This is a genomic window from Roseobacter cerasinus (assembly GCF_009811755.1).
Taxonomy (GTDB): domain Bacteria; phylum Pseudomonadota; class Alphaproteobacteria; order Rhodobacterales; family Rhodobacteraceae; genus Roseobacter; species Roseobacter cerasinus.
In genome coordinates, this window is record NZ_BLIV01000002.1 from 258,693 (window position 1) to 275,827 (window position 17,135).

A 17,135-nucleotide genomic window follows, 5' to 3' on the forward strand; every position below is an offset into this window, starting at 1 on the left:
TGCATGGAATATCGAGAGGCAGTCTACAATGGGTACCGCGTTCGGCAAAGGGCACCACCTGCATCTGATAGACGGATCGGCGTTTATCTTCCGAGCGTACCATGCGCTGCCACCGCTGACGCGCAAGTCCGACGGGCTGCCCATTGGTGCAGTCTCGGGGTTTTGCAACATGTTGCAGCGCTATGTGGAGACGAATACCGGAGACGACGCCCCCACCCATGTGGCGGTGATCTTCGACAAGGGCAGCCACACATTCCGCAACGAGATGTACGACCAGTACAAGGCCAATCGCGATGAGATGCCAGAGGATCTGCGCCCGCAGATTCCGCTCACCCGCCGCGCGACGGAGGCCTTCAATATCGCCTGCAAAGAGCTTGAGGGCTATGAGGCGGACGACATCATCGCCACGCTGGCCGTCCAAGCCCGCGCTGCTGGCGGGCGCTGCACCATCATCAGCTCCGACAAGGACCTGATGCAGCTGGTGGGCGACGGGGTTGAGATGCTGGATGCGATGAAGAACAAGCGCATCGACCGCGATGGGGTCTTCGAGAAGTTCGGCGTCTACCCCGACCGGGTGGTCGATGTGCAGGCCCTCGCGGGCGACAGCGTTGATAACGTGCCCGGCGCGCCGGGCATCGGTATTAAGACCGCCGCGCTGCTGATCAACGAATATGGCGACCTCGACGGGCTGTTGGAGCGGGCGGAAGAGATCAAACAGCCCAAGCGGCGGCAGACCCTGATTGACCATGCGGAGCAAATCCGCCTGTCGCGCCGGTTGGTTCTGCTGGACGAAAACACCCCGCTCGATTTCACACTGGACGATCTGGAAGTGCGCACGCCCGACCCTGATCAGTTGATGCCCTTTTTGGCGGAGATGGAATTCCGCACCCTGACCAAACGCATCGCCGAAAAGCTGGACGTCGAGCCGCCTGAAATCGACGACACCCCCGCCTCGGCCCCCGACGCGCCGGAGATCGAGGAGGTGCCCTTCGACCGCGCGGGCTATTCCAAGGTCGGCACCGCCGACGAACTGCAAACCTGGATCGACCAGATTTATGAGCGCGGTTATGTGGCCGTCGACACGGAGACAACGGGTCTGAACGAGATGACCGCCGATCTGGTGGGGGTTTCCATTTGCGTCGAGCCGGGGCAGGCCTGCTATGTGCCGCTCATTCACAAGAAAAGCAGCAGTGATGATCTCTTTGGTTCCGACGATCTGGCTGAGGGGCAGATGAGCGTCAAAGCCGCGTTGGAGATGCTGAAACCGGTGCTGGAGGATCCATCGATCCTCAAGATCGGTCAGAACATGAAGTACGATCTCAAGATCTTTGCCCGGCACGATGTCACGGTTGCGCCCATCGACGACACCATGCTGATGTCCTACGCGATGCACGGCGGGCTGCACAATCACGGTATGGACACGCTGTCGGAGCGCTATCTGAACCACACGCCGATCCCGATCAAGCCGCTGCTCGGCTCGGGCAAGTCGGCGATCACCTTCGACAAGGTGCCGCTGGAAGACGCCGTGCCCTATGCCGCTGAGGATGCCGACATCACCCTGCGCCTCTGGCAGCAGTTCAAACCCTCACTGCACCGCGCCCAAGTCACCCGTGTCTATGAAACGCTGGAGCGCCCGATGGTGCCCGTGCTGGCACAGATGGAGCGCACCGGTATCAAAGTCGACCGCGACACGCTCAGCCGCATGTCTAACGCCTTTAGCCAGAAGATGGCAGGGCTGGAGGCGGAAATCCACGAGCTGGCGGGGCGGTCCTTCAACGTGGGCTCTCCCAAGCAGCTGGGCGAGATCCTCTTTGACGAGATGTCCCTACCGGGTGGCAAGAAGGGCAAGACAGGCGCGTATGCCACCGGCGCTGATGTGCTCGAAGACCTCGCGACCGAGCACGAATTGCCTGCTCGGGTGCTCGACTGGCGGCAGATCAGCAAGCTGAAATCGACCTACACGGATGCCCTACAGGATCACATCAATGCTGAGACGGGCCGCGTGCACACGTCTTATTCCATTGCCGGGGCCTCGACCGGCCGCCTCGCCTCCACCGATCCAAACCTGCAAAACATCCCGATCCGCACTGAAGAGGGCCGCCGCATCCGCGAGGCGTTTGTCGCGGAAGACGGCAAGACGCTGGTGGCCCTCGACTATAGCCAGATCGAGCTGCGCATTCTTGCGCATATTGCCGGCATCGACGCGCTGAAAGACGCGTTCAAAAGGGGCGATGACATCCACGCCATGACCGCCTCCGAGATGTTCGACGTCCCCATGGAGGAGATGACGCCCGAGATTCGCCGCCGCGCCAAGGCGATCAACTTCGGCGTGATCTACGGCATCTCGGGCTTTGGCCTGGCTCGCAACCTGCGCATTCCGCGCGGCGAGGCGCAGGACTTCATCAACAGGTACTTCGAACGCTTCCCCGGCATCCGCACCTATATGGATGACACCAAGGCCTTCGCGAAAGAGCACGGGTTTGTGCAGACACTCTTTGGCCGCCGCATCCACACGCCCAACATCGGCGCCAAGGGCCCGCACGCTGGCTTTGCCGCGCGGGCGGCCATAAACGCGCCCATTCAAGGCACCGCGGCCGACGTGATCCGCCGTGCCATGGTGCGCATGCCCGCCGCCATCGAAAAGCTGCCCGCAAAGATGCTACTGCAGGTTCATGACGAACTGCTCTTCGAAGTGGATCAAGGCGCCGAAGACGACCTGATCAAAGCCGCGCGAGACATCATGGAAGCCGCCTGCGATCCGGTGGTGAAACTCGACGTGCAGCTCAGCGTAGATGCAGGGCAAGGCGCCAACTGGGCTGTCGCACACTAAGGCTGCGACCCTCCCACTCAGCGGGCCGCTGTTCCGCCCGACGGGCACCGCCGGGCAGCGCCCGCCCCTCGTCACGCCACTGGCGTGCTACTACCGAGTAGCGCACCTTTGGTACGATGGAGGGAAGGGCGCTTCCCCCGCATAAGATCGCAAGGCCGCAGTGCCTCCGCCCTTACCTCTGCGTTTGCGACTCCGGCCGCACCAACCGCGCCACAAGGCGGCGGGCGATGGGCGCCACGACGAGAACAGTCGGAAACGCCACAGCCCAGCTTGGCAGCCAGTTGCTCATCCACAACCCGACAAAACCATCGATCCAGCCGACAGTGCGGGCCGTCGCAATGCCGGATACAACGAAGGACATCAGGCCCGACAGAATAAGGCCAAACAGCACATGCTGATAACGGGCTGGGATCATGGGCGCTCTCTCTTGCAGACCTGCTTACCATAGAGACAAGCACGAGGATTGGAACCTGCGCAGACGCACAGCGGCGGCTATCTGCGCAGCTTTTCATAGGTCTCGCGGTGTGTCTCTGGCGGCGCGGACGGGTCGTAGGCAATACCGACCCACCCCCTGTAATCAATGTCCATCAGCCCGTTGCCCAAGGCCTCCAGATTGGCGGGCCCATCTGGCGCATCGGAAATCTGGACGTGACCAATCAGCTTTGCGTGCCTCTCCAGCACCTCGACGGGGTCGCCGTGCAAAATCTCAGCCTGCCGACTGTCAAACAGCAGCGCCACATTCGGGGCCGCCACCTCCTGCAGAATCTCCGCCGCCAGATCGTAACTGTCGAGGAACGAGCCAGGCAGATCTTCCCCACCAGCCGGGCTGATCATGACCAACAGCCCCTTCGGCGACTCTTCCGCTGCGATCTTCAGATTTGCCACAAGGGTCCGGCGCGCAGGATCGCCATCCGCAGCCCCTGCCAGAAGCTGGAGGATCGGCGCGCGCAAAGCCCCGCAATATCGGATCGCACGCCGCAGATCATAGCGAAAGCGCTCTGCCGCCTCGGGCACCGCCGCAAAGCCCCGTGCGCCGCCAGTATAGTTGGGCGGCGGCGCCGCAATCCGCACCATCGACAGACCGGCGCGCATCAGGGCGCGCTGCGTGTCCTTGGCCGGCATCTCGTAGGGGAACATGACCTCAGCACCATCAAATCCCGCCTCAGCCGCCGCATCGAACCTGTCCAGATAGGGCAGGTCCGGCCACAGAAGGCTGAGATTTGCGGCAAATTTCATCAGTGGGGATCCGGCAGCAGGCGTCAGTCAGCGGCACGTTAGGCCGCACCCGGACCGACCGCAAACCAGTTTCACATCAGGGCAGTTCAGCACTCGGAATTATCGGAAAGAAGGTGCCCTTCGACCACACTCCAAACCAGCCTTCGTGATGCACACCCAGATCCACCAGCCGGTAAAAGCTCTTGCGGTCAATCAGCGCCTCCAGCTCTGCCCGGACGCGCACATAGGGCGAGGGCTCGCCGCTCTCATCATCCCGCACCACGCGGATCGGCAGATCCGCGCTGGCCACGGCTGTGTCGTCAACATGGGTCGTGAAACTGAGAACCTGGCCCTCTCCCTCACCCGTCACCTCAAAATCCACAGCAACAAAGGGGGCGTCTTCTACGGTGATCCCCACTTTCTCAACCGGGGTCACGAGAAAATATTTCTCGCCCTCTTTCTTGAGAATCGATGAAAAGAGCTTCACCAGACCGGGCCGCCCGATGGGGGTCCCTTCATAGAACCACGTGCCATCCCGCGCGATGCGCATGTCAAGATCCCCGCAAAACGGCGGATTCCAGAGGTGAACGGGCGGCATTCCGCGTGTTTTCACAGCAGTTAACGAAGCGGTAAGACTTTCTGCCGACGGTGTCACGGTTTTTTGTCCACTCATTGCTTTTGCCATTTCCCTTGGGCGCGATAGGTTACACCATGCATATAAGTTATCGGAGCAGGTTGTCATGAGCGAAGCAGAAGACTTGGTCACCGAAATCGAAGCCCTGGGCGCAAAGCTGGCGCAGGCCAAGGCCTCGATCACCAAACGCTTTATCGGGCAGGAGCGAGTCGTGGAGCTAACGCTCGCAGCACTTCTCTGCGGCGGGCACGGTCTGCTGATCGGCCTGCCGGGTCTCGGCAAAACACGACTGGTCGAGACGCTCTCGACCGTGATGGGGCTGCACGGCAACCGCGTGCAGTTCACGCCCGACCTGATGCCCGCCGATATTCTGGGCTCCGAGGTGCTCGACACTGCTGCAGATGGCAGCCGCGCGTTTCGCTTTATCCAAGGGCCGATCTTTTGCCAGCTGCTGATGGCGGATGAGATCAACCGCGCCTCGCCCCGGACGCAATCGGCCCTGCTGCAGGCGATGCAGGAGAAAACAGTCACTGTTGCAGGCGAAAACCGCACCTTGGGTGTGCCGTTTCATGTGCTGGCGACACAAAACCCGATTGAGCAGGAAGGCACCTACCCGCTGCCCGAGGCCCAGCTTGACCGCTTCCTTGTGCAGATCGACGTGGCCTATCCGGATCGTGACACCGAACGTGATATCCTGCTCGCAACCACCGGCGACAGCGAAGAGGAGTCCACCGAAGTATTCACCGCCGCAGATCTGTTGGCCGCGCAGCAGCTGTTGCGCCGGATGCCAGTGGGTGAAAGCGTGGTGGAGACTATCCTCGATCTGGTCCGCGCCTTCCGGCCCGAAGAGGACAGCGCCTCGCAGCAAGTGCGCGATACGGTGGCCTGGGGCCCGGGGCCGCGTGCCGCGCAAGCGCTTATGCTGACCGTGCGTGCGCGCGCACTGCTGCATGGGCGGCTCGCGCCCTCTGCCGAAGATGTGCTCGATATGGCCCGCCCGGTGCTGAGCCACCGCATGGCGCTGAATTTTGCGGCAAGGGCACGCGGGGATAGCCTCGCTGATCTCATCGACAGCACCGCCGCCCAACTTGCCGGAGCAAAGGCCGCCGCGTGACAGCCTCTCCCCACCCCTACACGGCTGCGCCAAACACTCTGCGATCAGACGCGGAGACACAGGCGGCGCGCCTCCCGGATCTTCTGGCGCGCGCTGAGCATCTTGCCGGGGCCGTGCTGTTGGGGGATCACGGGCGCAGACGCGCAGGCATGGGCGACGATTTCTGGCAATACCGCCCGGCGCAAATGGGTGACAGCCGCCGGTTGATCGACCACCGCCGTTCGGCGCGTGGCGACACCGAATTCGTGCGCGAGCGGGAATGGCAGATTGCGCAATCGGTGATGCTCTGGATCGATCAGGGGGCGTCGATGCGCTTTGCCAGCGATGACGCGCTGCCGCTCAAAGCCGACCGCGCACGGCTGCTGGCCCTTGCCTGCGCGATCTTGCTGGTGCGTGGCGGCGAACGCGTGGGCCTCACAGGCACCACGCTGCCACCCCGGCGCGGCAACACGCAGATCTTGCGGCTGGCGGAAGCCTTTGCAACCGACGCTGAGGAAGACTACGCCCCGCCCGAGCACCGCGCGATGATTCCTTCGGCCCGTGCGCTCTTTGTCTCGGACTTCATGGGCGACGTGGATGAGGTGAAGCTCGCACTGACCAAAGCTGCCGACCGGGGGGTGCGCGGAGTGCTGCTGCATGTGCTGGATCCGTCCGAAGAATCCTTCCCCTTCCGGGGCCGCACGATTTTCGAAAGTGTGGGCGGTAGTCTCAGCCATGAGACACTGAAGGCCAATGATCTGAAAACCCGTTATCTGGAGCGCCTCGCAGCGCGCAAGGAAGAACTGCAAAGCCTTTGTGCGGTGACCAGCTGGCAATATGGGATGCATCACACCGATGCATCGGCGCAGTCGGCGCTGCTGTGGCTTTATCGCGCGCTTGACACTGGGGGCGCGCGGTGACGGTTTTCGGCGGCATCGGCTTCACCGCGCCCTGGCTGCTGCTGGCGCTGCTGACGCTGCCGATCCTGTGGATCATCCTGCGCGCCGTGCCGCCCGCGCCCATCCGGCGGCGCTTTCCGGGTGTGGCGCTGTTGCTTGGGCTCAAGGATGATGAAACCGTCTCTGACCGCACACCCTGGTGGCTTCTGTTGCTGCGGATGCTTGCGGCGGCGGCCATCATCATTGGCATCGCGGGGCCGGTTCTGAACCCCAATGACGATCAGGCACAGGGCAACGGGCCGCTGCTCATCGTGCTGGATGGCAGCTGGGCGGGGGCCACCCGCTGGGCCGAGCAGGAAGAGGCCATTGCAGCCCAACTCACCCGGGCCAGCCGCGCAGGCCGCACTGTCGCCTTTCTGAACCTGGCCCGCCCCGAAGCACCGGTTTTCGTGACCGCCCAGAGCTGGCGAAACCGGCTGGTGGGATTCCAGCCCGCCCCCTGGCAGCCCGATGCCGCGCGCGCAGCCCAAGCCCGCACTCTGGTTGAGGACGTCGAGCCGTTTGACACGCTGTGGTTCAGCGATGGGTTGGACTATCCCGGGCGCGAGGATCTGCTGGCCACATTTGAAGCGAAAGGCAGCGTGGATGTCTATCAAACGGCTGCAAATGTGCTGGCCATGACGCCTGCGGGCTTTGAAGATGGCGCGGTACAGCTGACCGCGATCCGCGCAGCCGCAGGGCCGGAGCGGGAGATTGCTGTCCAGGCGCAAGGCCGTGACCCCGCAGGCAACGCGAGCATTCTGGCCACCGCAACCGCCGTCTTTGCCGCTGGTGAGACCACGGCTGAAACGGCGCTTTCCCTGCCGTCCGAGCTGCGCGCGCGCATCACGCGCTTTGATCTGCAAGGCCAGCGCTCTGCGGGCAGCACCACGCTTGCAGATGACGGGCTGCGCCGCCGCGAAGTTGCGCTGATCGCCGGGCGTGAAAGCCGCGAGGGCCTCGAATTGCTGTCGCCACTGCACTACATCGAGCAGGCGCTGGCGCCCAATGCCGACCTGATCGGCGGCGCGCTGGATGAGATCCTGCCCGCCAACCCAGATGTGATCGTGCTCGCCGATGTGGCGACGCTCTCCCCTGCCGAGGAAGAGGGCCTCGGCGCCTGGATCGACGAGGGCGGCATGCTGGTGCGCTTCGCCGGGCCGCGCGTCGCCGCCAGCGATGTCAGCCGCGCCGACGAGGACCCGATGATGCCGGTCCGCCTGCGCTCCGGCGGGCGCACCGTCGGGGGCGCGATGAGCTGGGGAGAACCCAAGACGCTCGCCCCCTTCCGCGAAGGCTCACCCTTCTTCGGCCTTGCGATCCCCGAAGACGTTCAGGTGACCAGCCAGGTGATGGCGCAGCCCGACCCAACGCTCTCTGAACGGGTGATCGCCGAGCTCACCGACGGCACCCCGCTCGTCACCCGCAAGGCGCGCGAGCAGGGGCAGATTGTGCTCTTCCACGTGACGGCTACTGCGGATTGGTCGACCCTGCCCCTCTCCGGGCTGTTTGTGCAGATGCTGGAACGGCTGGCGATCTCCAGTTCCGCCTCGCGCCCGGATGCAGGCCAGCTTGAGGGCACCACATGGACGCCCGAGCAGGTGATGGACGGGTTTGGTACCTTGCGCGACGCGGGCAATCTGCCGGGCGTACCGGGCGCTGATCTGCTGAGCGCACCACCCGGGCCGGACATGCAGCCGGGTATCTACGCTTCGGGCGACCGGCGCCTCGCGCGCAACGTGATTGAAGCGGGCGATACGCTGACACCGGTCAGCTGGCCTGATCGTATCCCGGTCCGAGGCTTTGCCGTGCCTCCCGAGCAGCCCCTTGCAGGTTGGCTTTTGAGCCTCGCGATCCTGCTTCTGCTCGCCGATGTGGTGGCCTCGCTGGCGCTATCGGGTCGTCTCTTGGGCAAGGTGAACCGGGTTGCAGCCATCACGCTTGCGGCTCTGCTGCCATTGACTGTGCCGCAGGATATCCGTGCGCAGACGACGGAGGCTGACGGCTTTGCGCTGAATGCCACAGCGGAAGTTGTCTTGGCCTATGTGCAAACCGGCAACCGGCAGGTCGACGAAATGTCTAACGCCGGTCTGCGCGGTCTGTCCGATACTCTGTTTTTCCGCACGTCAGTTGAGCCCGCAGCCCCCGTTGGCGTTGATCTGGAGATGGACGAGCTGGCGTTCTTCCCGGTGCTCTACTGGCCGATCACCCCGGACCAGCCGCGCCCCTCTGCTGAGGCCTACGTGAAGCTGAACGCCTATCTGCGGTCAGGCGGGCTGCTCATCTTTGACACCCGTGATGCGGATGTCGCCCGCTTTGGCAATGCAAGCCCCAACGGGCGCAAGCTGCAGGACATTGCCGCCCCGCTGGATATCCCGCCGCTGGAGCCGCTACCCGCAGATCACGTGCTGACGCGCACGTTCTACCTGTTGCAGGACTTCCCCGGACGCCACAGCAGCCGCGATGTCTGGGTCGAGGCAGCGCCACCAGACGCGGAGCAGATCGAAGGCATGCCCTTCCGCAACCTGAACGACGGCGTCACGCCGGTGGTGATTGGCGGGAATGACTGGGCCGCGGCCTGGGCCATTGGCCTCAACGGCGCCCCGATGGTGCCGATCGGTCGCGGCTTCAGTGGAGAGCGGCAGCGCGAGCTGGCCTTCCGCTTTGGCGTGAACCTGATCATGCACGTGCTGACCGGCAACTATAAATCCGACCAAGTGCACGTGCCTGCGTTGCTCGACAGGTTGGGCCAATGACGGGCACGGTGATCTTTGACCCGCTGGTGCCATGGTCGCTGCTGATCATGGTCGCCACCATCGCAGCAATCAGCGTGATGCTGGCGGTGGTGCGCGGCCTGAACGGCTGGGCCCTGCGCGCGTTGGCGGCACTGGTGATCGTGGCCGCGCTCACCGGCCCCTCCTACCAGCAGGAAGACCGTGCCCCGCTGACCGATATCGTGGTGCTTCTGGAAGATGACAGCGCCAGCCAGCGGCTGTCGGACCGGCCTCAGCAGTCGACATCCGCAGGCGATGATCTGGCGGCCACCATCGCGGCCCGCGCGAATACCGAAGTGCGCCGTGTGACCGTCCCGGACGGAGACGGCGATGCAGGCACACAACTGATGACGGCCCTGTCCGCCGCGCTGGCGGAAGAGCCGCGCGCGCGCATCGCCGGGATCATCGCGATCAGCGACGGGCAGGTGCATGATGCGGACCTGCCGCTTGATCTGCCCGCGCCGATGCACCTTCTGATGACCGGCAAGGAGGACGACTGGGACCGTCGCCTGGAAATCCGCAACGCGCCCGCCTTCGCCATCATCGACGAACCCGTCACACTCACCCTGCGCATCGAAGACATGGGCGCCGCTCCTGAGGGCACCGGCCTCGCCCCGCTGGATATCTCCGTCGACGGTGCGGAACCGCAGAGCTTTCAGGTGCCCATCGGCGAGGATATCGAGCTGCCAATCACCCTGCCGCATGGCGGGCGCAATGTGATCCAGTTCACTGTTCCGGAAGCCGAGGGCGAGCTGACCGACCGCAACAACACCGCGCTGATCCAGATGAACGGCGTGCGGGACCGGCTGCGCGTGCTGCTGGTCTCGGGCGAGCCGCACCCCGGCGGGCGCACCTGGCGCAACCTCCTGAAATCAGACAGCTCTGTCGATCTTGTGCATTTCACCATCCTGCGCCCTCCTGAAAAACAGGACGGTGTACCGGTGAGCGAGCTGAGCCTGATCGCTTTCCCCACGCGTGAGCTGTTTCTGGAACGCATCGACGACTTCGACCTGATCATCTTTGATCGCTACAAGCGCCGTGGCATCCTGCCTGCGCTCTACCTCGACAATGTGGCCAACTACATTCGCGAGGGCGGCGCAGTGCTGGTGGCGGCAGGTCCGGATTTCGCCAGTGCCGACAGCATCTATCGCTCGCCGCTTGGCTCCACATTGCCCGCCGCACCAACGGCGCGGGTGCTGGAGGAACCCTACCTGCCCACTGTCACCGAGTTGGGTGCGCGCCATCCAGTCACCACCGGTCTGCCCGATGGCGGCGATTGGGGCCGCTGGCTGCGCCAAATCGACGTCTCGGGATCTGTCGGCCATGTTGTCATGTCGGGGATCGATGAGCGCCCACTCCTGATGCTCGACCGGGTGGGCGAGGGCCGGGTGGCACTGCTGGCGTCGGACCACGCCTGGCTGTGGAACCGAGGCTATGAAGGCGGCGGCCCGCAGTTGGAGCTGTTGCGGCGCCTTGCGCATTGGATGATGAAAGAGCCGGAACTGGAGGAAGAGGCGCTGACCGCCGAGGCCACGGGCCAGACCATGCGGATCAAACGGCGCAGCCTGTCGGACAGTGTGCCTCCTGTGACCATCACCGACCCCTTGGGCACGGTGACCGAGCTGACCCTGACAGAGACCAGCCCCGGCGTCTTTGAAGCCCCCTTCGAGGGCCCTGAAATTGGCCTGTACCGGCTGGCCAGTGGGGATCAAAACACGGTGATCGGCCTTGGCCCGGCAGCCCCCCGTGAGTTCGAACAGACCATTGCAACAGGAGAGGTGTTGGAGCCGGTCATCGCCGGGCTGCGGGGCGGCACGATCCGGCTTGAAGACGGTCTGCCGCGGCTGCGTGAGGTGCGCGCAGGCCGGCCTGCTGCAGGGCGGGGGTGGATCGGTCTGACACCCCGGGATGCGTTTGAGACACGGGACGTGCGGCAGACCAATCTTCTGCCCGGCTGGCTGGTGCTTTTGCTGTCGCTGGGTCTGCTGACTGCCGCGTGGCTGCGCGAAGGGCGCCGCTGACCCGGGAACTTGGAAATTCTGTGTGCCGCCACAGCCGGGTTAAGCAGTTGTTCACCTCATCTATAGAAAGTGCTGACATATTTCAGGATTGCCGGTGGTCGGATGAGTCTCGCCAACAAATTGGCTGAAGAACGCCGCGGCAGATTGGCCGCTGAACGCCTGCTTGAGCTCAAGCAGGCGGAGCTTTTTGCGGCGAACCGAAAGCTGGGCGAACACGCCAAACAACTGTCCCACGAAATTGTCGAAACCCGCGCCGAAGTGGCGACGGTTCGGGATGAAAACCTGCGCGTGCGGTCCGATTTGTCCGCTGCAAAAGAACAGATCGAGATTGTCGAGCGTCGGCTATGGCACTCGATCGAGACGATCAACGACGGCTTTGCCTTCTTCACGCCTGATCTCGAAATGATTATGGCCAACAAGGCCTATCTTGCGGTGTTTGACGGCCTCGAAGACGTCAAACCGGGCGTCAATTATGTTACCATCCTGCAGCTGCTGACCGAGGAAGGCATCGTCGACATCGGCGATGCAACACCCGCTGAATGGCGCCAGCAGATGATCGACCGCGTGCAGCAGCCGGTGCCCAAACCTGAAGTCATTCGCCTGTGGAACGGCGAATACATTAAGGTCATCGACCGCCGCGGGCCGGATGGCGATATTATTTCGCTGGGCCTGAACATCACGTCCAGCGTGAAGTACGAAGAAAAGCTGAAAGCCGCGCGGGAAAGCGCGGAGGCCGCGAACCGCGCGAAATCCGCCTTCCTGGCCAATATGAGCCACGAGATCCGCACGCCGATGAACGGCGTTGTTGGCATGGCGGACGTTCTGGCCGACACGCCCCTGACGGAGGAGCAGCGGCTTTACGTCGATACCATCAAGAATTCGGGTGAGGCGCTGCTCGTCATCATCAACGACGTGCTCGATTACTCCAAGATCGAAGCGGAGCGTCTGCAACTGCACCCGGAACCGTTCGATCTGGAGACCTGCATCCTTGAGATCATGATGCTGCTGCAGTCCTCCGCACGAGACAAGGGGCTGGACCTGACGCTGGATTACGATCTGTTCCTGCCGTCTGAAGTCGTTGGCGATCCCGGCCGCATGCGGCAGATCCTGACCAACCTGATGGGCAACGCGGTCAAGTTCACCTCCGAAGGCCATGTGCTGGTGAAGGTTCGCGGCACACCCAATGAGGCCACCGGCAATGTGACGCTCAGCATCACGGTCGAAGACACCGGCATCGGCATTCCGGACGATATGATCGACCATGTGTTTGGCGAGTTCAATCAGGTGGAGAGTGAACGCAACCGTCAGTTCGACGGCACGGGGCTGGGTCTGGCCATTTCGAAGCACCTTGTCAAAATGATGGATGGCCGGATCTGGCTCACGTCCGAAGAGGGCGTCGGCTCCTGTTTCGGGTTCGAGGTGACCTTCCCGGCGGCAGATGGCCTACGCAGCACCTACCCCGCGTTGCATGACCGCTTGCGGCACGTGATGCTCATTGATGATTTTGAGCCCAATCTGCAGATCTTCACGCGGCAACTGGAACAGTTGGGCTTGAAGGTCACCGCATGCAATGACGGCGCATCGGCGCTCGCCCTGCTGGACCGAAGTGTTGATCTGGCGCTGGTGGATCACATCATGCCAGGCATGAACGGTCTGGAGTTTGCAAAAACGGCGCGCGCTGCCGGGCATGAGATGGCAATGCATCTGCTCAGCTCAAACATCGGATATGCGCGCGCTGATGAGGCGAAGAGCTGTGTGGACGGTGTTTATCAACGCCCCTTCCCAAGACGCGATCTGGTTCAGTGGCTGGCAGCCTGGGAACCGAGAGATGAGGGTGCCGAACCGCCGCAAGCGGCAGAGGAAGACAGCGCGCCAAGCGTCTCGGTCGACCACAATGCAGTGGATGGTGCGGGCGCTGCAGAGCCGCGCAAGATGCGTGTTCTGGCCGCGGAGGACAACAAGACCAACCAGCTTGTCCTGCGCAAAATGTTGAAAAACATGGATGTGGATCTGAAATTCGCAAACAACGGGTTGGAGGCCGTTGAGGCTTATTCCGATTTTGAGCCTGACCTGATTTTCATGGATATCTCCATGCCGAAGATGGATGGAAAGCAGGCGACCCAGGAGATCCGCAAGATCGAGGAAGAGACGGGGCGGCACGTGCCGATCATTGCTCTGACCGCCCATGCGATGGAAGGTGACAACGTCGACATCCTCGCCGTGGGTCTCGACCACTACATGTCAAAGCCGGTGCGCAAGGCGGAAATGCACGGGCATATCATGGAGTATTGCCCCGCAGACGCCAGCTCGCCGGACCAGAATATGCAGGATCAGGCAGTCGGATAGTCGCGCAGGAACACCGGTGCATCCGGCTTGGACAGATCGGCGGAGTAAGCATAGCCGCCGACAGCAAAGGATTGCAGCTCCGCTGGATCAGTCACCCGGTTCTCTACGATATACCGCGCCATCGCACCGCGGGCCTTCTTGGCAAAGAAGCTGACGACGCGCGGACCTTTGCCATCCTGCTTGTCTTCAAGGAACGCCGGTGTGATCACCCGCAGTTTCAACGCCTTGGGCGCCACTGCGGCAAAGTACTCCTGACTGGCGCAATTGACCAAAACATTCGTGCCCACTGCCTCGGCCTGGGTGTTCAACGCCTTCGACAGATCCTCTCGCCAGTACCCATAAAGGTCACTGCCGCGACGAGTCTTGAGGCGGCTGCCCATCTCCAGCCGATACGGCTGGATCGCGTCCAACGGGCGTAACAGGCCGTATAGCCCGGACAAAATGCGCAGATGATCCTGCGCCCAGGTCAGATCATCCTCACTCAGAGTAGATGCCTCAAGCCCCTGATATGTGTCCCCGGCAAAGGCCAAGGCGGCCGGGCGAGTTGTTCCTCCAGCGGGTTCAGCCTCGAACGCGGCAAAGCGATCCCGGTTCAGACGCGCCAGATCGTCCGACAGGCTCATCAAATCCTTGAGTTTGCCCAAGGTCAGATTGCGCGCAGTCTTCACCAGCCGCACCGCATCTTCCTGAAAATCGGGCGCGGTCATGTCCACATCCCGCTCTGCCCAGTCCAGCCGCTTGGCTGGCGAAATCACCACCAACATGCCCGCATCCCCATCGGTTACCTGCTCTTGCAGAGGGACTTAGCTCGCCTCCCGCAGCACGTCCAGAAAGGCCGGTCCAAAACGTTCCGCGCGTCGCTCGCCCAACAACCGTTGCAGAGCCGACGCGTCGGCCCCACGCATCTGCGCGACCTTGGCCAGCAAGGACGCGGAGCAGCTCAGCGGTTTGTCCACCCCGTCCTCGCCGCGCGCCAGATCCGCTTGGACGGCCAGAAGCTGATCATAAACGGACCCCGCCGCATGCCCCGCCAGTTTGCGGCGGGATGGATGCATCTGCTCCGCCTCGCCAATTATCACCTCAAGAAAAGCCACGCCATAGCGTTCCAGTTTCTTGGCACCCACACCGCTGATCCCGGCCATCTCATCCAGCGACTGTGGCCGGTTCTGCGCCATCTCGATCAGCGTGCGGTCGTTGAAAATCACATAGGCCGGCACCTTGGCCTCTTCGGCAAAGGCCCGGCGCTTGGCCTTCAGAGCCGAGAGCAATGGCGCATCCTCTTCGGAGACCATCGCCTTCACCGCCGGGCGCCGCGAGGCCGCCGCAGCCCGGATAGTATCCCGCCGCAGGGCGATATCAGCCTCACCGCGCAGGATGGGCAGCGCCGCATCGGTCATACGCAGCGCCCCGTGCCGCTCGGGATCAGGGCGGATCAGATCATGCCCCATCATCTGCCGGAAAATCGCCTGCCACGCCCGGCGATCATACTCACTGCCCACAGCGAATGTGGGCAGTTGATCATGGCCGCGCTGGCGCACCTTGTCAGTCTCGTTCCCCAGCAGGATGTCAATCAGATGGCCTGCGCCAAACCATTCGTCGGTGCGCAAAATGGCGGAGAGCGCCTTGCGCACCGCCGTGGTCCCATCAAACACCTCAGCAGGACGATCACAAAGGTCGCAGTGCCCGCAGGTGATATCCGCCTCATCGAAGTACCCCAGCAACGTCTTGCGGCGGCATTCCAAGGCCTCAGCCAACCCCAGCAGCGCGTTGAGCCGTGCATGATCCGCAGCGCGCCGTTCGGGCGGCGCCAGCCCCTCGTCGATCTGCGACCGGCGCAGGCGGATGTCATCAGGACCAAAGAGCGTCAGCGTCTCAGCCGGTGCGCCATCCCGGCCTGCCCGTCCGATTTCCTGATAATAGGCCTCAATGGATTTGGGCAGGTCGGCATGCGCGACCCAGCGGATATCCGGCTTGTCGACCCCCATGCCAAAAGCCACGGTGGCCACGACAATCAGCCCATCTTCGCGCTGAAACCGGGTTTCGGCTATGCGGCGATCCTCCGCCTCCATCCCGCCGTGATAGTGCAACGCGGTGTGCCCGGCTTCGCGTAATGCGCCCGCCAACCCTTCGGTCTTGGCCCGTGTGCCGCAATAGACAATCCCCGACTGCCCCTTGCGCGCTGCTGCAAACTCCAGGATCTGCCGTCGCGGCCCATCCTTCGCTGCAAAGGCCAGATGAATATTGGGCCGGTCGAACCCGCGCAAAAATGCCCGGGGCGCCCGCCCATCAAACAGCTTCTCAACAATCTCAGCGCGGGTCTCTGCGTCAGCTGTGGCCGTGAAGGCGGCCAAGGGCACCCCAAGCTCGCGCCGCAAAGCACCGATGCGCAAATAGTCTGGCCGGAAGTCGTGCCCCCATTGGCTGACGCAATGCGCTTCATCCACGGCGATCATCGATATGTTTGCACGCCGTAGAACCCCCGCACCCGTCGCCAACCGCTCGGGCGCCATGTACAAAAGCTTCAGCCGGCCGGCGGCCAGAGCATCGAAAACAGCATCTGTCTCCTCCGGCGTGTTGCCCGAGGTCAGCGCCCCTGCTGCCACGCCCGCCTCCTGCAAGGCACGGACCTGATCCCGCATCAGCGCAATCAGCGGAGATATGACGACCGTCACACCCTCACGCAGCAGCGCGGGCAATTGAAAACATAATGATTTTCCGCCACCCGTCGGCATGATGGCCAGCACGTTTTCACCAGCTGTCACGGCCTCGACGATCTCACCCTGCCCAGGACGAAACCCGTCAAAACCAAAGACGTCTTTCAACACCGCAGCGGCGCCTGTCATCCGAAATCCCTATGGCGAACTGCTCTTTTTTGCAGAGTCACACACTAAGGAATCGTGAACAAGCCCCGACACTTCATTGTTCCAAAAATATGCAAATCCTATGGCCGCGTCAGACGAACAGAGCGTAGTTGTTCACCAGCACGATCCGCAGCACAGCCACACCCAACAGCACGGCCAAGGGCGCCAGATCGATCCCGCCCAATTGCGGCATGATACGGCGCACCGGCGCATAAATCGGCTCCAAAATGCGGTTCAGCATGTACCAGATCTGCGCCACCAGCTGCTGGCTTGTGTTGAGCACCTGGAAGTTGATCAGCCAGCTCATAATCACATGCGCGATGATAAAGAACCACAGCACGTCCAGCAGCAGCATGATGATTTGGAACAGCGATTGCATCGGCAGACCTCTTCTAGCATGGGGTCCAGTTAAGCAAGACCACC

General features: G+C 62.8%; 12 protein-coding genes. 6 read left to right on the forward strand and 6 right to left on the reverse strand.

Translation table 11 applies throughout. The annotated features are described in order from the left end of the window. Positions 1-28: 28 nt before the first annotated feature. Positions 29-2,830, forward strand: a complete 2,802-nt coding sequence (polA, locus tag So717_RS05110; RefSeq protein ID WP_159975135.1) for a DNA polymerase I — start codon at positions 29-31, stop codon at positions 2,828-2,830. Positions 2,831-3,002: 172 nt separating this feature from the next. Here polA and So717_RS05115 read toward each other — a convergent pair whose 3' ends face one another. From So717_RS05115 to So717_RS05125, 3 genes are all read right to left on the reverse strand, one after another. Next, positions 3,003-3,245, reverse strand: coding sequence for a DUF2798 domain-containing protein (locus So717_RS05115; RefSeq protein WP_159975136.1), 243 nt, complete (start codon positions 3,243-3,245; stop codon positions 3,003-3,005). A gap of 77 nt (positions 3,246-3,322) precedes the next feature. Next, positions 3,323-4,066, reverse strand: a complete 744-nt coding sequence (locus So717_RS05120) for a TIM barrel protein (RefSeq protein WP_159975137.1) — start codon at positions 4,064-4,066, stop codon at positions 3,323-3,325. 76 nt (positions 4,067-4,142) lie between these two features. Further along, complete coding sequence (locus So717_RS05125; RefSeq protein ID WP_438810636.1) at positions 4,143-4,730, reverse strand: DUF1285 domain-containing protein; 588 nt, start codon at positions 4,728-4,730, stop codon at positions 4,143-4,145. 55 nt (positions 4,731-4,785) lie between these two features. On the opposite strand from So717_RS05125, the gene So717_RS05130 reads away from it, so the two are divergent. The 5 genes from So717_RS05130 to So717_RS05150 all read left to right on the forward strand — a co-directional run bounded on the left by So717_RS05130 (position 4,786) and on the right by So717_RS05150 (position 13,851). Continuing rightward, entirely contained in the window at positions 4,786-5,793 is a 1,008-nt protein-coding gene (locus So717_RS05130; RefSeq protein WP_159975139.1) for an AAA family ATPase, read from the forward strand. Continuing rightward, positions 5,790-6,692: a DUF58 domain-containing protein gene (locus tag So717_RS05135; protein WP_159975140.1), complete on the forward strand. Its 903-nt coding sequence runs from the start codon at positions 5,790-5,792 to the stop codon at positions 6,690-6,692. Before So717_RS05130 ends, So717_RS05135 begins: the two co-directional genes overlap by 4 nt. Further along, on the forward strand, positions 6,689-9,466 hold the full coding sequence (locus So717_RS05140; RefSeq protein WP_159975141.1) for a DUF4159 domain-containing protein: 2,778 nt from the start codon (positions 6,689-6,691) through the stop codon (positions 9,464-9,466). Before So717_RS05135 ends, So717_RS05140 begins: the two co-directional genes overlap by 4 nt. Continuing rightward, entirely contained in the window at positions 9,463-11,505 is a 2,043-nt protein-coding gene (locus So717_RS05145) for a hypothetical protein (RefSeq protein ID WP_159975142.1), read from the forward strand. The genes So717_RS05140 and So717_RS05145 overlap by 4 nt, the downstream gene beginning before the upstream one ends. 102 nt (positions 11,506-11,607) lie before the next feature. Further along, entirely contained in the window at positions 11,608-13,851 is a 2,244-nt protein-coding gene (locus So717_RS05150) for a response regulator (protein WP_159975143.1), read from the forward strand. On the opposite strand, the gene yaaA is transcribed toward So717_RS05150, so the two are convergent. From yaaA to So717_RS05165, 3 genes are all read right to left on the reverse strand, one after another. Beyond that, the gene (gene yaaA / locus So717_RS05155) at positions 13,836-14,615 is read right to left on the reverse strand and encodes a peroxide stress protein YaaA (protein WP_159975144.1); all 780 of its coding nucleotides are present in this window, start codon (positions 14,613-14,615) and stop codon (positions 13,836-13,838) included. The two genes, So717_RS05150 and yaaA, sit on opposite strands and share 16 nt — an antisense overlap. 39 nt (positions 14,616-14,654) lie before the next feature. Beyond that, positions 14,655-16,694 carry a DNA helicase RecQ gene (recQ, locus tag So717_RS05160; RefSeq protein WP_159975145.1) on the reverse strand — a complete coding sequence of 680 codons (2,040 nt, stop codon included), beginning with the start codon at positions 16,692-16,694 and terminating at the stop codon, positions 14,655-14,657. A 109-nt stretch (positions 16,695-16,803) separates the two neighbouring features. After that, positions 16,804-17,091 carry a YggT family protein gene (locus tag So717_RS05165; RefSeq protein ID WP_159975146.1) on the reverse strand — a complete coding sequence of 96 codons (288 nt, stop codon included), beginning with the start codon at positions 17,089-17,091 and terminating at the stop codon, positions 16,804-16,806. Positions 17,092-17,135 lie beyond the last annotated feature (44 nt).

Coding starts and splice junctions, on each gene's coding strand:
- So717_RS05150 (WP_159975143.1), top strand. CDS start 11,608: ATGAGTCTCGCCAACAAATTGGCTGAAGAACGCCGCGGCAGATTGGCC.
- So717_RS05115 (WP_159975136.1), bottom strand. CDS start 3,245: ATGATCCCAGCCCGTTATCAGCATGTGCTGTTTGGCCTTATTCTGTCG.
- polA (WP_159975135.1), top strand. CDS start 29: ATGGGTACCGCGTTCGGCAAAGGGCACCACCTGCATCTGATAGACGGA.
- So717_RS05125 (WP_438810636.1), bottom strand. CDS start 4,730: ATGGCAAAAGCAATGAGTGGACAAAAAACCGTGACACCGTCGGCAGAA.
- So717_RS05165 (WP_159975146.1), bottom strand. CDS start 17,091: ATGCAATCGCTGTTCCAAATCATCATGCTGCTGCTGGACGTGCTGTGG.
- So717_RS05145 (WP_159975142.1), top strand. CDS start 9,463: ATGACGGGCACGGTGATCTTTGACCCGCTGGTGCCATGGTCGCTGCTG.
- So717_RS05130 (WP_159975139.1), top strand. CDS start 4,786: ATGAGCGAAGCAGAAGACTTGGTCACCGAAATCGAAGCCCTGGGCGCA.
- recQ (WP_159975145.1), bottom strand. CDS start 16,694: ATGACAGGCGCCGCTGCGGTGTTGAAAGACGTCTTTGGTTTTGACGGG.
- So717_RS05120 (WP_159975137.1), bottom strand. CDS start 4,066: ATGAAATTTGCCGCAAATCTCAGCCTTCTGTGGCCGGACCTGCCCTAT.
- yaaA (WP_159975144.1), bottom strand. CDS start 14,615: ATGTTGGTGGTGATTTCGCCAGCCAAGCGGCTGGACTGGGCAGAGCGG.